The sequence below is a fragment of the Amycolatopsis sp. lyj-84 genome, from assembly GCF_046549075.1.
Lineage (GTDB): Bacteria > Actinomycetota > Actinomycetes > Mycobacteriales > Pseudonocardiaceae > Amycolatopsis.
Window position 1 is genome coordinate 266934 of record NZ_JAJPWO010000009.1, and the last position, 18680, is coordinate 285613.

At 67.7% G+C, this 18680-nt stretch carries 20 protein-coding genes and 1 tRNA gene; 13 read left to right on the forward strand and 8 right to left on the reverse strand.

Annotation, left to right across the window (positions count from 1 at the left end):
• Window positions 1-23 precede the first annotated feature (23 nt).
• The gene (locus ACLJRM_RS27245; RefSeq protein ID WP_101610608.1) at window positions 24-938 is read right to left on the reverse strand and encodes an LLM class flavin-dependent oxidoreductase; all 915 of its coding nucleotides are present in this window, start codon (window positions 936-938) and stop codon (window positions 24-26) included.
• Window positions 939-1024: 86 nt separating this feature from the next.
• On the opposite strand from ACLJRM_RS27245, the gene ACLJRM_RS27250 reads away from it, so the two are divergent.
• Both ACLJRM_RS27250 and ACLJRM_RS27255 read left to right on the forward strand, forming a co-directional pair.
• Window positions 1025-1789 carry a helix-turn-helix transcriptional regulator gene (locus ACLJRM_RS27250; protein WP_101613514.1) on the forward strand — a complete coding sequence of 255 codons (765 nt, stop codon included), beginning with the start codon at window positions 1025-1027 and terminating at the stop codon, window positions 1787-1789.
• Window positions 1790-1836: 47 nt separating this feature from the next.
• Window positions 1837-3021 carry a PQQ-dependent sugar dehydrogenase gene (locus ACLJRM_RS27255; RefSeq protein WP_410664639.1) on the forward strand — a complete coding sequence of 395 codons (1185 nt, stop codon included), beginning with the start codon at window positions 1837-1839 and terminating at the stop codon, window positions 3019-3021.
• Here ACLJRM_RS27255 and ACLJRM_RS27260 read toward each other — a convergent pair.
• Window positions 3018-3743: an SDR family NAD(P)-dependent oxidoreductase gene (locus ACLJRM_RS27260; protein ID WP_410664640.1), complete on the reverse strand. Its 726-nt coding sequence runs from the start codon at window positions 3741-3743 to the stop codon at window positions 3018-3020. The two genes, ACLJRM_RS27255 and ACLJRM_RS27260, sit on opposite strands and share 4 nt — an antisense overlap.
• A 92-nt stretch (window positions 3744-3835) precedes the next feature.
• Here ACLJRM_RS27260 and ACLJRM_RS27265 point away from each other — a divergent pair, with 92 nt between their 5' ends.
• Window positions 3836-4357, forward strand: a complete 522-nt coding sequence (locus ACLJRM_RS27265; protein WP_410664641.1) for an isochorismatase family protein — start codon at window positions 3836-3838, stop codon at window positions 4355-4357.
• A gap of 3 nt (window positions 4358-4360) precedes the next feature.
• Entirely contained in the window at window positions 4361-4753 is a 393-nt protein-coding gene (locus ACLJRM_RS27270; protein ID WP_410664642.1) for an NUDIX hydrolase, read from the forward strand.
• A gap of 6 nt (window positions 4754-4759) precedes the next feature.
• Here ACLJRM_RS27270 and ACLJRM_RS27275 read toward each other — a convergent pair whose 3' ends face one another.
• The 3 genes from ACLJRM_RS27275 to ACLJRM_RS27285 all read right to left on the reverse strand — a co-directional run bounded on the left by ACLJRM_RS27275 (window position 4760) and on the right by ACLJRM_RS27285 (window position 7116).
• Entirely contained in the window at window positions 4760-5392 is a 633-nt protein-coding gene (locus ACLJRM_RS27275; RefSeq protein ID WP_410664643.1) for a hypothetical protein, read from the reverse strand.
• A gap of 81 nt (window positions 5393-5473) precedes the next feature.
• Window positions 5474-6067: a TetR/AcrR family transcriptional regulator gene (locus tag ACLJRM_RS27280; RefSeq protein WP_146044282.1), complete on the reverse strand. Its 594-nt coding sequence runs from the start codon at window positions 6065-6067 to the stop codon at window positions 5474-5476.
• Window positions 6068-6165: 98 nt separating this feature from the next.
• Window positions 6166-7116, reverse strand: coding sequence for an acyl-CoA desaturase (locus ACLJRM_RS27285; RefSeq protein WP_101610615.1), 951 nt, complete (start codon window positions 7114-7116; stop codon window positions 6166-6168).
• Between the two features lie 174 nt (window positions 7117-7290).
• On the opposite strand from ACLJRM_RS27285, the gene ACLJRM_RS27290 reads away from it, so the two are divergent.
• The 5 genes from ACLJRM_RS27290 to ACLJRM_RS27310 all read left to right on the forward strand — a co-directional run bounded on the left by ACLJRM_RS27290 (window position 7291) and on the right by ACLJRM_RS27310 (window position 12669).
• A tRNA-Gln gene (locus ACLJRM_RS27290) sits at window positions 7291-7362 on the forward strand.
• Window positions 7363-7405: 43 nt separating this feature from the next.
• Complete coding sequence (locus tag ACLJRM_RS27295) at window positions 7406-9154, forward strand: sensor domain-containing diguanylate cyclase (RefSeq protein WP_101610616.1); 1749 nt, start codon at window positions 7406-7408, stop codon at window positions 9152-9154.
• A gap of 44 nt (window positions 9155-9198) precedes the next feature.
• Window positions 9199-10686, forward strand: a complete 1488-nt coding sequence (gene glmU, locus ACLJRM_RS27300; RefSeq protein WP_101610617.1) for a bifunctional UDP-N-acetylglucosamine diphosphorylase/glucosamine-1-phosphate N-acetyltransferase GlmU — start codon at window positions 9199-9201, stop codon at window positions 10684-10686.
• Window positions 10683-11663 (forward strand): ribose-phosphate diphosphokinase, encoded by a 981-nt coding sequence (locus ACLJRM_RS27305; RefSeq protein WP_101610618.1) that lies wholly within the window; start codon window positions 10683-10685, stop codon window positions 11661-11663. Before glmU ends, ACLJRM_RS27305 begins: the two co-directional genes overlap by 4 nt.
• A gap of 130 nt (window positions 11664-11793) precedes the next feature.
• On the forward strand, window positions 11794-12669 hold the full coding sequence (locus ACLJRM_RS27310; RefSeq protein ID WP_410664644.1) for a TIGR03621 family F420-dependent LLM class oxidoreductase: 876 nt from the start codon (window positions 11794-11796) through the stop codon (window positions 12667-12669).
• On the opposite strand, the gene ACLJRM_RS27315 is transcribed toward ACLJRM_RS27310, so the two are convergent.
• The gene (locus ACLJRM_RS27315; protein ID WP_101610620.1) at window positions 12663-13280 is read right to left on the reverse strand and encodes an NAD(P)-dependent oxidoreductase; all 618 of its coding nucleotides are present in this window, start codon (window positions 13278-13280) and stop codon (window positions 12663-12665) included. The genes ACLJRM_RS27310 and ACLJRM_RS27315 overlap by 7 nt on opposite strands.
• Window positions 13281-13374: 94 nt before the next feature.
• Window positions 13375-14496 (reverse strand): hypothetical protein, encoded by a 1122-nt coding sequence (locus ACLJRM_RS27320; protein ID WP_410664645.1) that lies wholly within the window; start codon window positions 14494-14496, stop codon window positions 13375-13377.
• Window positions 14497-14837: 341 nt separating this feature from the next.
• Here ACLJRM_RS27320 and ACLJRM_RS27325 point away from each other — a divergent pair, with 341 nt between their 5' ends.
• The 4 genes from ACLJRM_RS27325 to ACLJRM_RS27340 all read left to right on the forward strand — a co-directional run bounded on the left by ACLJRM_RS27325 (window position 14838) and on the right by ACLJRM_RS27340 (window position 16904).
• A complete protein-coding gene (locus tag ACLJRM_RS27325) occupies window positions 14838-15449 on the forward strand; it encodes a 50S ribosomal protein L25/general stress protein Ctc (protein WP_101613515.1) in 612 nt (203 codons plus the stop codon).
• Window positions 15450-15459: 10 nt separating this feature from the next.
• The gene (gene pth, locus ACLJRM_RS27330; RefSeq protein WP_101610622.1) at window positions 15460-16056 is read left to right on the forward strand and encodes an aminoacyl-tRNA hydrolase; all 597 of its coding nucleotides are present in this window, start codon (window positions 15460-15462) and stop codon (window positions 16054-16056) included.
• Between the two features lie 159 nt (window positions 16057-16215).
• Window positions 16216-16575 (forward strand): DivIVA domain-containing protein, encoded by a 360-nt coding sequence (locus ACLJRM_RS27335; protein WP_101610623.1) that lies wholly within the window; start codon window positions 16216-16218, stop codon window positions 16573-16575.
• Window positions 16575-16904, forward strand: coding sequence for a DivIVA domain-containing protein (locus ACLJRM_RS27340; protein ID WP_101610624.1), 330 nt, complete (start codon window positions 16575-16577; stop codon window positions 16902-16904). Before ACLJRM_RS27335 ends, ACLJRM_RS27340 begins: the two co-directional genes overlap by 1 nt.
• Window positions 16905-16965: 61 nt before the next feature.
• On the opposite strand, the gene ACLJRM_RS27345 is transcribed toward ACLJRM_RS27340, so the two are convergent.
• Window positions 16966-18657, reverse strand: coding sequence for a fatty acyl-AMP ligase (locus ACLJRM_RS27345; RefSeq protein ID WP_410664646.1), 1692 nt, complete (start codon window positions 18655-18657; stop codon window positions 16966-16968).
• Window positions 18658-18680: the final 23 nt, after the last annotated feature.

An 18680-nucleotide genomic window follows, 5' to 3' on the forward strand; every position in this document is an offset into this window, starting at 1 on the left:
GGCACCGACAGTCCGCCGCGCGATTACCTGGGCAAGGCCTCGACCACCTTCGGAAGCTGCTCGTCGAACTCCGCCGGTTCCTGCGTCGCGATCCGGATCAGCACGTGTTCGGCACCCGCGTCCCCGTATTCGCGAAGCCTCTCGGCGACCTCTTCGCGGCTGCCCGCGATCTGCACTTGGATCTTCTCGACGAAGTCCAGCGGAACGCCGTAATTGCGCTGCGCGTAGTCCTCCAGTCGCTCACGTGCCCGGATCGGGTCATCTTCGATGAGCACTGTCGCGAACAACGCGGGTGTCACGGGACGTACGGCTGCTTCGCGGATCTTCGCGAGGCCGTCGACGTAGTCCGTGACGTCGGGCGGATACGGCAACCAGCCGTCGTAAAGCCGCCCCGCGCGCTCCAGCGCCCCTGGGGTGAACGCGGCCAGCCACACCGGCGGACCACCCGGACGGTGCGGCTCCGGGTACTCCGGAAGGGTGTCGTAGTGCAGCACCGCGCCATGGAACGGACCGCTGTTCCCGCTCCAGACGTGCCGCCACAGCGCGACGATGTCGTCGAGCCGGGCGCGACGGCGCTCCCAGGGAACGCGGGTGAAGGCGAATTCGGGTTCGCTGCGGCCGGCGAACCCTGCTCCGACGCCGAGCGTGATCCGGCCCTGGCTGAGCAGGTCCAGTGAAAGGATCGCGTTCGCGGAAAGAAGCGGATCCCGCAGTGCCGGAAGCAGCGCGGCCGTGCCGAGCGTGACCCGCTCGGTTCTGGCCGCGAACGCGCCGAGCAACGTCAACGGATCGATAGGGGCCTTCGCCAAGGTGTCGCCGACCCAGACCGAATCGAGGCCGAGGCGTTCGGCTTCGACCGCGACGGCGACCATTTCCGGCGCGGTGCGCCCGGCGTCGAGGATGGACCGATAAGTGGGGACGACCAGACCGAATTTCATGCCGGAAGCATCTCCGTGACGGGGAATCGTCTCAATTCCCTCGAGGGAATAGCGGCGCCGTCGGCGCTTCGGCCAAGATGGCGACCATGGTTTCCGGATTCGGCCCCGCGCTGCGGGGCTGGCGCGAACGGCGGCGGCTTTCCCAGCTGGAACTGGCATTACGGGCCGGAACCACCCAACGGCACGTGAGTTTCCTGGAGGGCGGCCGGTCGATCCCCGGCCGCGGTTTGGTGCTGCGCGTCGCCGAATCGCTCGAACTCCCGCTCCGGGAGCGCAACGGCCTGCTGCTCGCGGCCGGCTTCGCTCCTGGCTTCCCCGAAACGGCGCTGGACGACCCCAGGCTCCTGCCGGTCCTCGACGGCATGCGGCGGCTGCTCGACGGGCACCGGCCGTACCCGGCCATCGTGGTCGACCGCTACGGCGTCCTCGTCGCCCGCAACGACGCGCTCGACCTGCTCTTCGAGGACGTCGCACCGGAACTGCTGGAAGAACCGGTCAACACCCTGCGGCTCGCCCTGCATCCGAAGGGAATGGCGCCACGCGTGCGGAACCTCGCGGACTGGGCGCGGCACATCCTGGAACGGCTGACCCAGGAGATCGCGCACGCGCCCGACGAGCGGCTCACCGAACTGCTGGCCGAACTCGAAGGTTACGTTCCGGAGCCGGGGCCGCCCGGTCCCGATCACCTCGGGTTCGCCGTCCCGATGCGCCTGTCCACATCGGCGGGCGAACTGCGGCTGATCACGGCCATCACGACGTTCGCGACCGCCGCCGACGTCACGGTGTCGGAACTGAAACTGGAGACGTTCCTTCCCGCCGACGCCGAAACGGCGAAGATCCTGACCGGATGACCGGTTCGTTCCTCGCGGGCGATTGAGCACGATGGCATGCTGATGCCATGCGCACTCCCGCCGTCGTCGCGATCACGTCCCTGTCTTTGCTGGTCACGGCCTGTTCCGGGGCGTCGAGCGAAACGGTGCAGAGCGCACCGCCGGTCACCTCGAAACCTTCCGTGACGAAACTGAAGGTCGAGCAGGTGACGGCCGGGCTCGAACACGGCTGGGACGTCGGCTTCCTGCCGGGCGGGAAGATCCTCGTCACCCAGCGCCCGGGGAAGCTGGCCCTGGTCGAGGGCGGCACGAAACGCGACGTCGCCGCCGATTTCTCCGACGTCCACGTGCGCGGCGAGGGCGGCCTGATGGGGATGGTGATCAGCAAGGACTTCGCGGCTTCGCGGGAGTTCATCACCTGCCAGACCCACAAGGAAGGTGACAAGGCCGTCGACATCCGGCTGGTCACCTGGCGGCTCTCCGAGGACGGCGCGAGCGCCACGAAGGTCAAGGACCTGCTGACCGGGCTGCCGGTGAACTCCAGCGGCAGGCATTCGGGCTGCCGTCCCGCGTTCGGCGCGGACGGTGCGCTGCTCGTCGGCACCGGCGACACCGCGCGCCCGGCCTTCCCGCAGGACCGCACGAACCTCGGCGGCAAGGTGCTCCGCATCGACGCGAAGACCGGGAACCCCTTGCCGGACAACCCGTTCATCTCGTCCGCGAACCCGAACGAACAGCGTGTGTTCACCTTCGGGCACCGCAACGTCCAGGGCGTCACGGTCCGGCCGGGCAGCGGGCAGGTGTTCACCGCCGAGCACGGCCCGACCATCGACGACGAGGTCAACCTGGAACGCGCCGGCGCGAACTACGGCTGGGACCCGTCCAAGGGCGGCACCGAAACCAGCTACGACGAAGGCGTCCCGATGACCGACACGCAACGGTTCCCGGACGCTGTCAGTCCTTTGTGGACGACCGGGGAGATCACCGAGGCGATCTGTGGCGCCGAGTTCCTCACCGGATCGCAGTGGGGCGCGCTCGAAGGCTCCCTCGCCGTGACGGCGCTGAAGGGGCAGAAGCTGCTTCTGTTCCGCCTCGACGACGCGGGCAAGGTCACCGAAGTGACGCTGCCGCCGGAGTTCGACGACAAGTTCGGCAGGCTGCGCGCGGTCCGCAGCGCCCCGGACGGCTCCCTTTACGTGACGACCTCGGAAGGCAAGGACGACAAGCTGCTGCGCGTCACCCCCGGCGTCTAACGGCCGAGGTGCGCGCCGCCGTTGACGTGGACGACCTGGCCGGTGACGTGCCGCGCGGCCGGGCTCGCCAGGAAGGTCACCACTTCGGCGACGTCCGCGGGGTCACCGGCGCGTTTGGTCAGCGTGTTGCCGACGAGCCAAGCCCGGCGCTCGTCGGACAGCTTGCCGTGAAAGAACTCGGTGTCCCCGATCAGTCCGGGCGCGACGATGTTCGCGGTGATCCCCCGCGGCCCGAATTCCCTTGCCACGTCGACGTTCCACGCCTCCAGCGCGGCCTTGGCGGCGCCGTAGGAACCGGCGCCGGTGTGCGCGGCGATGGAGCCGATCGTGACGATCCGCGCGCCGTCGGCGAGCCTTTCCCGCAAGGCACGGGTGACCAGCACGGCGCTGAAGACGTTCGCGTCCAGATTGGCCTGCCAGTTCGCGGCGAACGCTTTCAGGTCCCCGGCGGGCCCATTCCGGAAATCGGTGTTCCCGCCCGCGTTGTTGACCAGGACATCGACGTGCTCCGGCAGTTCGGCCAGCGCCCTTTCCACCGCGTCCGGGTCGGCCGCGTCGAACGGGACCGGATTCGCCCCGAGCAACGTGGCGGCCTCGGTGAGGACCTGTTCGCGACGGCCGGTGATCGTCACCCGCTCGCCCAGCGCGGCGAACGCCGCCGCGACCGCGTAGCCGATTCCCGTTCCGCCGCCGGTGACCACTACTTCTCTCCGCTGCCCCATGGGCTCCAGCATAGGGACGCCAGGCGCTGCCGGAGTAAGTCTGCGCGAAGACCGCGAGCAAGACTTACTCCGGCAGCGCCTAGGCTCCCGCCATGACGAAGATCGACCCGGCGACGACCGCGCTCGTCCTGATCGACCTCCAGACGCGGATCGTCGCGCTGGAGACTGTCCCGCTCGAAGGCACCGAAGTCGTGTCGAACGCCGTTCTGCTGCGTGACGTCTTCAACGCGGCCGGTTCGCCGATCGTCCACGTGCAGGCGCACCGGCCGTACGTCAAAGAGCAGCCGCCCGGTAGCGAACTGGTCGCCGAACTGACGCCTCGCGAAGGCGAGCACCTGATCACCAAGCACACGATCGGCGCGTTCTATGGCACCGGACTCGACGAACTCCTGCGCGGGTTCGGCGTGAAGACCCTGGTGCTCGGCGGGATCGCCACGGAATACGGCGTCGAATCGACGTTGCGCGCCGCGGTCGATCACGGCTACGAGACCATCGCCGTTTCGGACGCGATGACCGGGATCGCCGCGATCTCCCACGAGTCCGCGATCACCAAGGTGTTCCCGAGGCTGGGCGAAGTCCTGACGACCGCCGAGACCGCCGCGGCGCTGGGCTGAACCGTGATCGACAAAATCGCGTGGCTTCACCTGGTGGACGGCAAGGTCCTCTGCGCCCGTTCTCGCGGCAAGTCCTTGTTCTACTTACCCGGAGGCAAGCGGGAGCCCGGCGAAACCGACACGGAGACACTCGTCCGCGAGATTCGCGAGGAATTGGCCGTCGAGATCGACCCGTCCAGCGTCGAGCCCGCCGGGACCTTCGAAGCGCAGGCCGACGGGCAAGCGCCGGGGGTCGTGGTCCGGACGACCGCCTACACCGCCGAGTACACCGGGACGCTCGCGGCCAGCAGTGAAATCGACGAGATCGCCTGGCTCGCCTACGCCGACAGGGACCGGGTCTCCGCCGCGGGCAAGGTCATCTTCGACCGCCTGAGGGAGACCGGCCTCCTGCGCTGACGACCGCTACTTGAGCTTGTCCAGGCACAGCACCCTCGACTGGGGGAGCCCGCCACCCGATCGCTGCCACGCGATCTTCTCGTCGGTCGACGGCACCTGGGTGCAAACGGTGCTGTCGTCGACGAGGTACGCCGTGCTCTTCTCGATGGCGAGGACCTTGTAGCCGGCGGTCCCGCAGTCCACCTTCGTGAGCTTCTTCGCCTTGACCACGTCATCGGGGAGACAGTCACCGACGACCGGCGGCCGCTCACCCGGGTTCTTCAGGTCTTCCAAGCACAGCAGGGTGCCGTCGCTGCCCGTCTTCTTTCCCTGGAAGAAGTACGCGTCGGTCGTGGGGTAATCGTCGCATTCCGACCCGCCCGAGAGCTTGAGCCCGATTTCCGACTTGTTCTCCTGTTTGCCGACGACCTTGAAGTTCGCGTCGGGCTGACCGCATTCGGCCTTTTCGACGCTCTCCGCGTTGTTGGTGTCACCCTTGAGGCAAGCGCCGACCTCGGTGCTCGACGCCGTGAACGGATTCGCGACGAGGAACGCGACCAGGGCGATGACGCCGAAGATGGCCAGGCGGATGACGGGCCTCAGCCACGTTTTCTTCCGCGGCACCATCTGTTCCACGGCGGGCGCAGGGTAGTTTTCCATGGTGTTCCCCCAGCTTGATGATCTCTATGGGGGCCATAGCGCTCATCGGGCGGGAAACGTTACTACCAGGCGACGCAGATCTCAGCGCAGCCGCAGCTTCGGCTTGTGCTCCAAATTGGACAGACCGTTCCAGGCGAGGTTGACCAGATGCGCGGCGACCTCGTCACGCTTCGGTTTCCGGGCGTCGAGCCACCATTGCCCGGTCAAGGCGACCATCCCGACGAGCGCCTGCGCGTACAGCGCGGCCAGCTTCTCGTCGTAGCCCCGCGCGGCGAACTGCTGCGCGAGGATGTGCTCGACCTGGCTGGCGATGTCGTTCAGCACCGTGGAGAACGTGCCCGTCGAACTCGCGACCGGCGAATCCCGCACCAGGATGCGGAAGCCGTCGTGTGAGTCCTCGACGTAGGAGAGCAACGCGATCGCCGCCTGCTCCAGCATCACCCTCGGGTGTCCACCGTGGAGGGTGGAGACCATCCGGTCGAGCAGCGATTGCGTTTCGCGGTCCACGACGACGGCGTAGATGCCTTCCTTGCCGCCGAAGTGTTCGTACACCACCGGTTTGGAGACGTTCGCGCGATGCGCGATCTCCTCGATGGAAGTGCCCTCGAAACCCTTTTCCGCGAACAGGGCTCTGGCGACGTTGAGAAGTTGTTGCCTGCGCTCGGTACCCGTCATCCGCACACGGGCCACCGGAGCGACAGGACGCGCTCCGGTGACCGCTTCACGTTTGGTTCGCCGTCTCCCCGCCATTGGAGAAGACTAACGTGACCTCGCTATTTGCTTTCGGCGGCGATGCGCGCGAGGCGCTGCGGGGTCGGCCAGCGCACGTCATAGGCCCAGCCGAACTTCTCGAAGATCCAAATGAGACGCGCGGAAATGTCGATCTGACCGCGCTGCACGCCGTGCCGGGCCGAAGTCGGGTCCGCGTGGTGCAGGTTGTGCCACGACTCGCCGAAGGAGAAGATCGCCAGCGGCCAGAAGTTGGCCGACTTGTCACGGGCGGCGAACGGGCGCTCGCCGATCATGTGGCAGACCGAGTTGACCGACCAGGTCACGTGGTGCAGCACGCAGACGCGCACCAGACCGGCCCAGAAGAACGCGGTCACCGCGCCCCAGAACGACCAGGTGATCAGTCCGCCGAGCACCGCGGGCATGACCAGCGTGAGCAGGCTCCACAGCCAGAACAGGTCGTCGACCTTCTTGATGGCCGGGTCCTTCACCAGGTCCGGCGCGAACCGCTCCGCGTTGGTCTGGTCGCGCTCGAACAGCCAGCCCATGTGCGCGTGCCAGAAACCCTTGGCGATGGCGAGCGGCGTGGTGCCGAACAGCCACGGGGAGTGCGGGTCGCCGTCGCGGTCGGAGAACGCGTGGTGGCGACGGTGGTCGGCGACCCAGGTGATCACGGGGCCCTGGACGGCCATGCTGCCGGCGATCGCCATCGCGACGCGCAGCCACGGCTTGGCCTTGAACGAGCCGTGCGTGAAGTACCGGTGGTAGGACACGGTGATACCGAGGCCGCTGATCGCGTAGAAGACCACGAAGATGGCGACGTCGACCCAGGTCAATCCCCAGCCCCAGGCGAACGGGACGGCCACGAGCAACGCGGCGAGCGGGAAGATGACCCCGAGGTAGACCGAGAGCTGCACGCCGCCCGATCGCGTCCCGTCGAGAACGGGCTTGGGGCCCTTCGCGGGCTTCTGGGAACGGTCGAGGGTAGCCGTCATGCAGTCACTTCTTTTCTACGCGCGACCCTTGAGGGCTTACCTAAGGGTGACCTTACCTACGATGCCGTAAGTTACGGTACAGGAGGTTTCGTCCCCTGTGGAGTGCCCGCGACTGTGAGGCAACCCCCGGGCGCACGCGGGCGTCTCCGGCATGGCTATTCTGACCAGGATCGATCCGCCGTAGTGTAATCGGCAGCACTTCAGATTTTGGTTCTGACAGTTCAGGTTCGAATCCTGGCGGCGGAGCAGACGAACAGATGACCAGCGGCGTTTTCAACGGTGGGGGTGTGTGCGGCTGACCGAGGACGCGACGACCAGCAGCAGGCGGCCGGCGCTTGCGGAGATGTCCGACGCCTGGCTCCATGGTCGCGCGCGCGAACTCGGCGCGGCCATCCAGCGCGTCAGCTTCGCCGAACAGCTGGACATCGTCACCAGCCTCGACGAACTCCTCGACGAGACGCAGCGCCGTGGCGAACCTTTGCTGGTGGCCCAGCTGCTGCGCTACTCCGCGATGGCGAGGCTGGTCACCCGCGGTCTCGCCGCCGAAGCCGAGCCCAGGCTCGACGAGATGCTCGCGCACACCCGGCGTCACGGCCTCGCCCTGATGCGCGCGGACGCGCACGCGATGCGCGGACGGCGCCTGGTGATCGCCAAACAAGAGGACGCCGCTCTCACCGAGATCGCCAGGGCGCTGGCCATCCTCGACGACTCCGCGGTCCCGGACCGCCAGGTCGGCAGGCGCAACTGGGACCGGATGCTGTCCACGACCCTGGTCGACTGCTGGCTGGTGCTGAACCAGCTGGGCGTCTACGAGGCGGCCGAGGAGGCCATCGCCCGCGCCGCGCAGGCGATCCGCGACAGCGCGAGCCCGCACGAGATCGCGCTCCAGCTGATCAACCGGGTCAAAATGCTGCTGGGCTGGGGCCTGCGGCTCGAACGCATCGAGCGGTACGACGAAGGAGCGGACAAGTTCCGCACCGCGGCTTCGATGGCGCAAGCCGCCGAGGGCCCGTTCACCGAGTCGCTGTTCCCGCGCAAGGCCGGGGTGCCCGCGATCGACCAGGTCGGCGTGCTCGCCGCGGCGGCCGCGCTGGCGTCACCCGATTCGTCCCACATCGAGCGGCTGAAAGCGCTGCTGCATCCGGAACTGGTGTTCCCGCACGAACGCGAGATCATCGCCATCGCGCTGGCCCGCTGCCTGGACAACGTCGCCCGCCGCGAGGACGCGCTGCAGGTGCTCAAAGAGGTTCGCGAGGACAACGAGGACGGCTCGCTGCCCTCGATGCGGTTGAACCTCGCCCGCGAGCTGGCCAGGCTCGACACCGCCCCGGACTACGCGTCCGGCGCGAGCCAGTCGCTCATCGACTACGCGACCATCCTGGAAACGGAGATGTGGTCGCTGCGGGAATCGCAGATCGCCACGCTCAACGCGCGCCGGGAGCACGAACGGCTGTCCGCCGAGCACGGGGCGATCACCCAGCAGGCCCTCCAGGACCCGCTCACCGGGCTGCCGAACCGGCGCGCGCTCGACGAAAAGCTGCGTTCGCTGGCGTCGTCCGCGGACGCCCAGCCGCTCGCGGTCGCGCTGGTGGACCTCGACGGATTCAAGGACGTCAACGACAAGCAGTCCCACGCCGAGGGCGACAACGTGCTCCGTGTCATCGCGAGCACGCTGCGCGACGCCCTGCGCGGCGACGACGTCGTCGCGCGATACGGCGGAGACGAGTTCATCGTGCTTCTACCTGGGGCTCCGGCGTCGGCGGCGAAGCAGGCGCTAGGTCGTTCTGTGAATGCCGTCGCATCTCTGCCGCACCACCTTTCGCACGGCGTCACCCTCTCCGTCGGCCTGGTTTCGCTCCGCCCGCAGGAGCGGGCCGAACAGGTCCTCGCCCGCGCCGACGCGGCCATGTACCAGGCGAAACGTGGCGGCGGGAACCAGGTTTCGTCGGTGAACTCGATGGCCATCGATCCGGTCACCGGATGGCCCGGCGAGGATGCTCCGACCGACCCCGCGTGGGACGCCGAGCAGCCCACGTAGGATCAATGCCCGACAACCACCGTTGGTGAAATGTTGGGAGTGCCGTGACCGGCCCGCTGAGCACGTTGATCCTCGCCGCGGGTGAGGGCACCCGTATGCGCTCGTCCACCCCGAAGGTGCTGCACCCGATCGCCGGCCGTCCCCTGGTCGAGCACGCGGTGCGGGCCGCCGCGGGGCTGAGCCCCGAACACCTCGTCGTGGTCATCGGCCACGGTCGCGACTCGGTCGGCGCTCGGCTGGCGAAGGTCGGCGAGGCGCTCGGCCGCGAGGTCGTCACGGCCGTCCAGGAGGAGCAGAAGGGCACCGGGCACGCCGTCTCGTGCGCGCTCTCGGCGCTGCCGGGCGGGCTGACCGGCACCGTCGTCGTCAGCTACGGCGACGTCCCGCTGCTCGACACCGAAACACTCGCTTCCCTGGTCGCGGAGCACACCGCGACCGGGAACGCGGTCACCGTGCTGACCGCGGTCGTCGAGAACCCGACCGGTTACGGCCGGATCATCCGCGACGGAAACGGCGTCGTCACCTCGATCGTCGAGCAGAAGGACGCCACCCCCGAACAGCACGAAATCGCCGAAATCAACTCCGGCGTCTACGCCTTCGACGCGTCGGTCCTGGTCGACGGGCTTTCGAGGCTTTCGACCGACAACGCGCAGGGCGAGCTCTACCTCACCGACGTCCTCGGCATCGCCCGCGGCGACGGCAAGGGCGTCGGCGCGCTGGTCATCGACGACCCGTGGGTGACCGAAGGCGTCAACGACCGCGTGCAGCTCTCCGTCCTCGGCGCCGAGCTGAACCGGCGCATCGTCCGCGGCTGGCAGCGGGCGGGCGTCACCGTCGTCGACCCGTCGAGCACCTGGATCGACGCGGGCGTGACCCTGTCGCGCGATGTCGTCATCGAGCCCGGCGTGCAGCTGAAGGGCTCGACTTCGGTCGGCGAGGGTGCGCAGATCGGCCCGGACAGCACCTTGGAGAACGTCTCCGTCGGCGCGGGCGCGTCGGTGGTGCGGACGCACGGTTCGGATTCGGAACTGGGCGACGGCGTGAAGGTCGGCCCGTTCACCTATCTCCGCCCCGGCACCAAACTGGGGACCAAGGGCAAACTCGGCGCTTTCGTCGAAACGAAGAACGCGGACATCGGCGCCGGGACGAAGGTTCCGCACCTGACCTACGTCGGCGACGCGACCATCGGCGAGAACAGCAACATCGGGTGTTCCAGCGTTTTCGTGAATTACGACGGCGTGCACAAGCACCACACCACGATCGGCTCCCATGTTCGGCTCGGCGCGGACAACACGTTCGTCGCCCCGGTGACCATCGGCGATGGCGCCTACAGTGGGGCGGGCACCGTGATCAGGCAAGACGTGCCCCCGGGCGCGCTCGCCGTGTCCACCGGGCCGCAGCGCAACATCGAAGACTGGGTGACCCGGCGCAGGCCGGGCACACCCGCGGCGGAAGCAGCTTCCGCCGCGAAGCAGGACACCACCGCCGTGTCCGATTCAAATAAGGGAAACGACGGGGAGTCGCCAGCATGAGTTCGAAGTCCGGCACACCGAAGAAGAACCTGATGCTCTTCTCCGGGCGCGCACACCCGGAGCTCGCCGAAGAGGTGGCCAAGCACCTCAACGTGACGGTCGTCCCGCAGACCGCGCACAACTTCGCCAACGGCGAGATCTTCGTCCGGTTCAACGAATCGGTGCGCGGGACCGACGCGTTCGTGATCCAGAGCCACCCGGCGCCCATCAACGAGTGGGTGATGGAGCAGCTGATCATGGTGGACGCCCTCAAGCGGGCGAGCGCCAAGCGGATCACCGTGATCATGCCGTTCTACCCGTACGCGCGGCAGGACAAGAAGCACAAGGGCCGCGAGCCGATCTCCGCGCGCCTGATCGCGGACCTGTTCAAGACCGCCGGCGCCGACCGGATCATGACGGTCGACCTGCACACCGCGCAGATCCAGGGCTTCTTCGACGGCCCGGTCGACCACCTGCTCGCGCAGAACGTGCTGGCCGCGCACATCAACAAGACCTACCAGGACGAGAACATCACCGTCGTCTCGCCGGACTCGGGCCGCGTGCGGCTGGCCGAGAAGTGGGCGGCTCAGCTGGGTGACCGGCCGATCGCCTTCATCCACAAGACCCGCGACCCGGACAAGCCGAACCAGGCCGTCGCCAACCGCGTCGTCGGCAAGGTCCGCGGTCAGCTGTGCGTGCTGATCGACGACATGATCGACACCGGCGGCACGATCGTGAAGGCCACCGAGGCCCTGCTCGACGAAGGCGCGTCCGACGTCGTCATCGCCTCGACCCACGGCATCCTGTCCGACCCCGCCACCGAGCGGCTGTCGAACTGCAAGGCGCGCGAGGTGATCGTCACCAACACGCTGCCGATCCCGGAGGAGAAGCGGTTCCCCGGCCTGACCGTGCTGTCCATCGCGCCGCTGCTGGCGCAGGCGATCCAGCAGGTCTTCGAGGACGGGTCTGTCACGTCCCTCTTCGACGGCAACGCCTGATCCGAAACGAAGCAAGGGACCTTTGCTCTCACTCTCTTCCTGAGAGTGAGAGCAAAGGTCCCTTGCTTCGTTTTCGGCTCCTCGCGAAACAGGGCGCGCCGGGCCGTCCGGCGTGGCTAGGTTTCCGTTCATGGGGAAATTCAAGTTCGGTGTGAACCTGTGGGGCGCCGAGAACCGCGAAGACTGGGTCGCGAAGTGCCGGCGCGTCGAGGCCCTCGGCTTCGACGTCATCTCCGTGCCCGATCATCTCGGCCCAGGACGAAACGCGCCTTTTCCGGCCCTGACCATGGCCGCCGCCGTGACCGAGCGGCCACGCGTCGGCACTCTCGTCTCCAACGTGCCCTTCTACAACCTCGCGCTCTTCGCGCGCGAAGTCACCACGACGGTGAAGATGACGGGCGACCGGCTGGACCTCGGCCTCGGCTCCGGTCACATGAAATCGGAATTCGACGATGCCGGCCTGCCGTGGATTCCGGCCAAGGAGCGCATCGAGTACCTCGCCAAGGGCCTCGACCACCTGCGCGAACACTTCGCCGCCGAAGGGATCACGCCCCCGCCGTTGCTCCTCGCGGGCAACAGCGATGGCGTGCTCTCCCTCGCCGCCCGCGAAGCCGATATCGCCGGCTTCGCGGGCCTTCGCCAAGCACCGGGGAAACCGCCTGGCACTTTCCGGCTCGACGACGCCGAGCGCATGGACGAACGCGTCGCCTTCTTCCGCTCGCACCTCGACGGCCGGGATCCCGAGCTGAACATGCTCGTCCAGCGGGTCGTCGTCACGGAAGGCCGGCGCGCGGCCGCGGAGTCCTGGCGTGAAGAGCTCAAGGACCAGGACGCCCTCGACGTGGACACTCTGCTCGAAACGCCACAATTGCTGTTCGGGACCGTCGACGAGATGGTCCGGCAGCTCGAGGAACGTCGCGAGCGGTACGGCTTCTCCTACATCACGGTGTTCGAACCGATGCTGGAAACGTTCGCTCCGGTCGTGAAGGAACTGTCCGGTCAGTAAGCGACGCAGAAACGCTGACGGCGGCGCTCCGGCTTGTCGATCTCGTCGACGAACGCGATCGCGTAGTCGGCGCCGCTGATCTTCGACCCACCGTTCTCGTCGGTCAGGAGCACGTCACCGCCGAGCCGGAAGTCACCGGTCCGCTCACCCTCGGCCCACGCGCCGAACTCGGCGGCCGGGCTGACGTAGAACCAGTCGATGTCCTCGGGAAGCTTCCGGAACGCTTCCAGCACCTCCGCGTGCGCCCCAGCCTCGCCCTTGTACGCGTCCGGGAACTCGGGGGTGTCGATCAGCCGCGGCCCGCCCTCGGCCACGTGCAGGCTGCCCGCCCCGCCGACCACGCCGATCCGCGCGCCGTTGTCCTTCGCGACCCGAGCGATCGAGGGCACCGCGTCGAGCAGGCCGCCCTGACCGTGAACCGCGATCACCAGGACGTCGGCGCCCTTGGCGACGTCGGCGAGGAACGCCTCGTCGTACAGCGACCCTGCCTTCGCTCCTTCGCCTTCAGCGTTCCTCGACACCACCAGGACCTCGTGGCCGCGGCCGCGTGCCTCCGCGGTGATCTTCCCGCCCGCGTACCCGGTTCCTCCGAACACAACCAACTTCGCCATCACGTTCTCCCTTTCATCGGCGACAACGCCGATGCTAAGAACGCGTGATCGACTACTTCAACGTATGTAACTCACCCGTGGGTGAGTGTGCAGGTCAGCCGCCCAGCGTGGCGAACTCGGACTTGAGCTTTTCGCGGACACCGTTCACGTCGACCGGCACCCGGACCTCGCCGCGAGGAGACGGCTTCGCCTGCACCTGGTAGCTGGCGTTCCGATTCGGCAGCTTGAACTTGACCTCGCAGGACATGCTCGTCGTGGTGTCCGGTGCCGCGTTGGCGTCCGCGGTGCAGGCCTGCGCGCCGAGTGACTGGGCCGTGAACTCGACGGTCAGCGTCAGGTGCACGGGCGTCTTGCTCGCGCTGCCGATGACGGTGTTGGCCACGTCGATCGTCGCCCGGCAGGTTCCGACGAAATCGGTGCAGTCCAGTTTGTCGTTGACCACGCTGACGCTGACCTGGACGAGCGCGTCGAACGGCTGCCCGACACCGCCGACAGCGCCGTCCAGATCGGTCTGGAGCTTCTTGAGCGCGTCCCCGGTGAGTGGCTCGACCCGCATCTCGGCACCGAGCGTCTTGCCGCCCGCCGCGTCGACGAGGGACGGCGCGAAACTGACCACGCGATGCGGCGCCGCGGTGGTCACCCGCAGCGTCCCGAGCCCGCTCCCGACGTCGTAGACCTCGGTCCCGTCGGGCAACTTCGACCGCACCGGATCGGTCAGCCGGTTCATCGCGGACACCGCGGTCCGGAGTGTCGACGCGGCCTTGCGCGGGTTGAGCACCTCGACGGCGTTCACCGGCAGATCCGAACTGTCGGTGCGGACCCAGTTGGTGCCGTACTGGTCACTGTTGCCGAGCCCGTGCGCCTTCCAGTACTCCGGCGTCGCCGAGAGGTACAGCTGCTTGTCGGCCGAGATGACCTGGATGCTCTGGCCGTCGACCGGCAACGCGCCTTGCGCGCTTCCGTTGCGGGTGATCCGGAACTGCAATTCGGCGGGTTTGCCCGAAGCGTCCTTGATCGTCGACTTGTAGACAACGGCAGGTGCCTGCTCGAGCGCCTTCAACGCGCTCTCGACAGCACCTCGCTGCTCCGTGCGCCGATCCACCCGCTGCTGCTCGGCGGGCGAGATCCCGGCCGCCCCGTCGATCGCGACGTCGCAACCGGCCACGAAGCAGCACAAGACGGCGACCGCGCCGATCCTCAACCGTCGTGCCGGCATTCCGCCCCCTGTGTCTCGCGTGCGCAGAGATCACACCTTAGAAAAGGGGTCACGCACCACCGCATTCGCGGGTTCCCGAAGCAGCTGTCACCGACTTGTCACCTGAACGAGCCACCCGGCGGGACCCCGGCACGACCGGTTGGTCTACACTTTCCCGGTCTCGGCGAGGCGGGTTCCGTGAGCACCTGGTGCCCGACGTGATCGACGCGGCGGCTTGAGTGGCCACACGCGATCGAGCACGCCCGTGGAACTCGCCGCCGAACACCAGAACCGCCCCGAACCATCCCCACCCTCAGCATGATTTCGCTGAACATGTTGGTGAATTGAAGGAGTGCTACACCGTGTCCGAGGTACGCCTGTCCGTCGAGCCCCGCACCGAATTCGGCAAGGGTGCCGCGCGCCGCACGCGTCGCGCCGGCAAGATCCCCGCGGTGCTGTACGGGCACGGCTCGGACCCGCGCCACTACGCCCTGCCCGCCCTCGAGTTCGCCCGCGTCGTGCGTGAGAACGGCAGCAACGCCGTCATCACCCTCGACCTCGAAGGCAAGAGCGAGCTGGCGCTGACGAAGACCATCGTCGTCCACCCGCTGAAGAACTACATCGAGCACGTCGACCTGCTGGTCGTCATCCGCGGCGAGAAGGTCACCGTCGACATCCCCGTCGTCGTCACCGGCACCCCCGGCCCGGGCACCCTGGTCACCACCGACCTCGACGCCATCCAGATCGAGGTCGAGGCGCTGCACATCCCCGAGCAGGTCGAGGTCTCGGTCGAGGGCGTCGTCGCCGGCACCCAGATCAACGCTTCGGACGTCATCCTGCCGAAGGGCGCCTCCCTGGTCACCGACCCCGATGCCCTGGTCGTCGCCGTGAACGAGTCGCCGTCCGAATCCGCGCTCGAGGGCGAAGACGCCGCTGCCGAGGCGGAAGAGACCGCCACCGAGACCGCCGAATAAAGTCACTCGTGTGACCGAAGCAGTACTTCCCGGGGCCGGCGAGCAGATCCTGCTCGCCGGCCTTGGCAATCCCGGCCCCCAATACGCGGGCAACAGGCACAACGTCGGCTTCATGGTGCTCGACGAGCTCGCCGGCCGTGTCGGCGGCAAGTTCAAAGCCCACAAGAGCGGTGCCGAGATCCTCGAAGGCAGACTCTCCGGGCAGCGAGTGATCCTGGCCAAGCCGCGCTCGTACATGAACCTCTCGGGCGGCCCCGTCGTCGGCGCGGCCCGGTTCTACAAGATCCCCCCGGCCGGTGTCGTGGTCGTCCACGACGAGCTGGACGTCGACTTCGGCGCCCTCAAGATGAAATTGGGCGGCGGTGACAACGGCCACAACGGTCTCCGCTCGATCACCAAGTCTCTCGGCACCAAGGACTACTACCGCGTCCGTTTCGGCGTCGGACGTCCTCCGGGACGGCAGGATCCGGCCGATTTCGTGCTGAAAGACTTCTCAACGGTCGAACGCAAAGAGCTCGCTTTCGAGATCGATCGTTGCGCCGACGCCGTTGAAGCGCTTATCAGCACCGGCCTCGCCACGGCCCAGAACACCTTCCACGCTGGGTGAACCCGCTCACATGGCGGTGTGTTACATCTCGTCACTCGAAGGCGTTTCACCACGCCCCTGATCGAGTCGTGGAATAGCGCGGACTCTTCCGGGAAACTCTCAAACCCGTTAGGACGGAATGCGGAGATCGCATTCCCCACCGAAACCGGAGAGAGTTTCATGTCGTTTACGGCCGAAGACATCACCGGCGCCACTTTCCCGAACGCCCCGATCGGGCGGCGCGGATACGCCAAGCACGAGGTCGACGCGTTCCTGGAGCGGATCGCGGACACGATCTCGGACCGGGACGACCTGACGGCGGCCGAGGTCCACCACGTCATGTTCTCGCGTCCGTTGATCGGGAAGCGCGGCTACGACGAGCGTGAAGTCGACGATTTCCTCGACAAGGTCGAAGGACAGCTCGCCCACCGGACCGGCCAGCACGTGCTCGGCGTACCCGGCGCGCGTGAAGAGGGCCAGGCGACCGCCGAACGCGCCGTTCCGGACCGCGGTCCCGTCGAGTTCCTGCGGGAGCGCTAGTGCCCGTCACCGCGTTCGAGGCCAGAACCCGGCAGTTCGACCGGGCGCCGATCGGCGCCCGCGGCTACTACGAACCCGCGGTCGACGCCTTCCTCGAACGGGTCGCCGCGACTCTCGACGGCGACGACGACCTGTCGGTTTCGGACGTCCATAACGTGGCGTTCGCCAAAGCGCCGCTCTCGAAGCGAGGCTACGACCCGACAGCCGTCGACGCGTTCCTCCGGGACGTCGAAGGCACGCTAGCCGGGCTTTCCCAGGCCGCTAGCTACTACATAGCGCCGGCTCTGGAGCACACCCACACCCGTAAGCCTCCCTGGCGACGCCGCTGACCCACGGAAGCTGCTGAAAGAGGGCCGGGGCCGCGATCATCGCGGTCCCGGCCCTCTCGTGTCAGCTGGTCGCCGCGTTCTTGGCGATCCTGTCCGCGAACTGGGTGGCGGTCGCGGCCCGCTTCACCTTGCCCGAAGGCGTCTTGGGCAGGCTTCCCGCCGGAAGCACCACGACCGCGAAGGGCCGCATGTCGACCGCGCCGCGCACCTTGGCCGCGACTTCCTTCGCCAGCGCTTTCTCCGTGTCCGGATCCCCTGCGAGCTTCGATTCGAGGACGACGGCGAACCGCTCCCGGCGGCTGCCCGCGTCGATCCGCACGGCCACGGCGTTCCCGGCCCGAACCCCCTCGACCGACGTCGCCGCCCGCTCGATATCGGTCGGGTACAGGTTCCGGCCGCCCATGATGATGACGTCCTTGCGACGGCCGCAGATCACGATCATGCCGTCGACCAGGTAACCGAGGTCGCCGGTGAGCAGCCAGCCGTTCTCGTCCTGTGTCGCGAGAGGACCTTCCATGGTCAGGTACCCCGGCGTCACGGCCTCACCGCGCAGGCGGATCTCCCCGACCTGGCGCTCGCCGAGCACGGTGCCCTCGTCATCGACGATCTCGGCCTCGAGCCCGTCGAGCGGCGGCCCGAGTACCGCGAAAGAACGGACGTCGTCGGTCCCGCGCCGAGGGTCGCCCTCGGGCACCGGCACCGCGCGGTTGTCCGCCTCGAGCGCGTCGGCTTCGACGATGTCCAACGTCAGTCCGGTGAACAGCGGCGCGAACGAAACCGCGAGAGTCGCCTCCGCCATGCCGTAAGCCGGGAAGACGCACTCGGCGGGCATCTTGAACCGTGCCCCTGCCTCGACAAACGTCTGCACAGCCGTTTCGTCGATGGGTTCGGCACCGTTCAGCGCGATCCGAAGCTTCGAGAGGTCGTACGCGTTGTCGTCGTCGACACGAGCCATCCGCCTGCCGACGATCGCGTACGCGAAGTTCGGCGCGGCCGTGGTCGTGCCGTTGTACTTGCTGATCAGCTGCGGCCAGATCAGCGGACCGGACAGGAACTCGAGCGGCGTGATCTTGACGAGTTCGACGCCGAACGTCATCGGAACCGTCAGGAAGCCGACCATGCCCATGTCGTGGAAGGTGGGCAGCCACGAGACCATCACGTCGACGTCGAAATCGAACTCGGCGCGATCGACCATCGCCTTGACGTTCGAATACAGGTTTCCGTAGGTGATCTGAACGGCCTTCGGATCGGCCGTCGACCCACTGGTCAGCTGCAGGAGCGCGGTGTCGGACTCGGCCGTCGGCACGGGCTCGGCCAGTGGTTCGGCCTCGAGCAGCTCGGTGATCACCTGGAACGCGATGCCGTGCTCGGTGAGCACGGGCGCCAGCTGGTCGAACGGCTCACCGAGCAGAACCAGCCCGGAGCCGATCATCCGCAGCACGCGAACGGTGTCCTCGGCCCACTCGGCCAGGTCGGTGCGCTGGGTCGGCTGGTGCAGCATCGTCACGCTGCCACCGGCGAGCCATACCGCCTGCACCGTCGGCGCGATCAGCGACGGCGCCGCGGCCAGCACCGCCACCGCCTTGCCCTGCTCGAGCCCTGCTGTGACCAGACCCCCGGCGACCCGTTTGGCCTGCTCGTGAATCTCGGCCCAGGTCCGCCGAACCGGCTCCTTGGGCTCCCCGGTGACCATTCCCCGCTGCTGACCTCGCCCCGCCGCGGTGGCGACGAGCGTGTCCACGAACCGACTCATGCGCGTCACAGTACTGTCCGCCC

Bases quoted from the DNA above. Each gene is read 5' to 3' on its own strand.
- ACLJRM_RS27310 (WP_410664644.1), top strand. From the start codon at position 11,794: ATGGGGAAATTCAAGTTCGGTGTGAACCTGTGGGGCGCCGAGAACCGC.
- ACLJRM_RS27335 (WP_101610623.1), top strand. From the start codon at position 16,216: ATGTCGTTTACGGCCGAAGACATCACCGGCGCCACTTTCCCGAACGCC.
- ACLJRM_RS27345 (WP_410664646.1), bottom strand. From the start codon at position 18,657: ATGAGTCGGTTCGTGGACACGCTCGTCGCCACCGCGGCGGGGCGAGGT.
- ACLJRM_RS27265 (WP_410664641.1), top strand. From the start codon at position 3,836: ATGACGAAGATCGACCCGGCGACGACCGCGCTCGTCCTGATCGACCTC.
- ACLJRM_RS27280 (WP_146044282.1), bottom strand. From the start codon at position 6,067: ATGACGGGTACCGAGCGCAGGCAACAACTTCTCAACGTCGCCAGAGCC.
- ACLJRM_RS27285 (WP_101610615.1), bottom strand. From the start codon at position 7,116: ATGACGGCTACCCTCGACCGTTCCCAGAAGCCCGCGAAGGGCCCCAAG.
- ACLJRM_RS27250 (WP_101613514.1), top strand. From the start codon at position 1,025: ATGGTTTCCGGATTCGGCCCCGCGCTGCGGGGCTGGCGCGAACGGCGG.
- ACLJRM_RS27260 (WP_410664640.1), bottom strand. From the start codon at position 3,743: ATGGGGCAGCGGAGAGAAGTAGTGGTCACCGGCGGCGGAACGGGAATC.
- ACLJRM_RS27245 (WP_101610608.1), bottom strand. From the start codon at position 938: ATGAAATTCGGTCTGGTCGTCCCCACTTATCGGTCCATCCTCGACGCC.
- ACLJRM_RS27320 (WP_410664645.1), bottom strand. From the start codon at position 14,496: ATGCCGGCACGACGGTTGAGGATCGGCGCGGTCGCCGTCTTGTGCTGC.
- ACLJRM_RS27255 (WP_410664639.1), top strand. From the start codon at position 1,837: ATGCGCACTCCCGCCGTCGTCGCGATCACGTCCCTGTCTTTGCTGGTC.
- ACLJRM_RS27315 (WP_101610620.1), bottom strand. From the start codon at position 13,280: ATGGCGAAGTTGGTTGTGTTCGGAGGAACCGGGTACGCGGGCGGGAAG.
- ACLJRM_RS27305 (WP_101610618.1), top strand. From the start codon at position 10,683: ATGAGTTCGAAGTCCGGCACACCGAAGAAGAACCTGATGCTCTTCTCC.
- ACLJRM_RS27275 (WP_410664643.1), bottom strand. From the start codon at position 5,392: ATGGAAAACTACCCTGCGCCCGCCGTGGAACAGATGGTGCCGCGGAAG.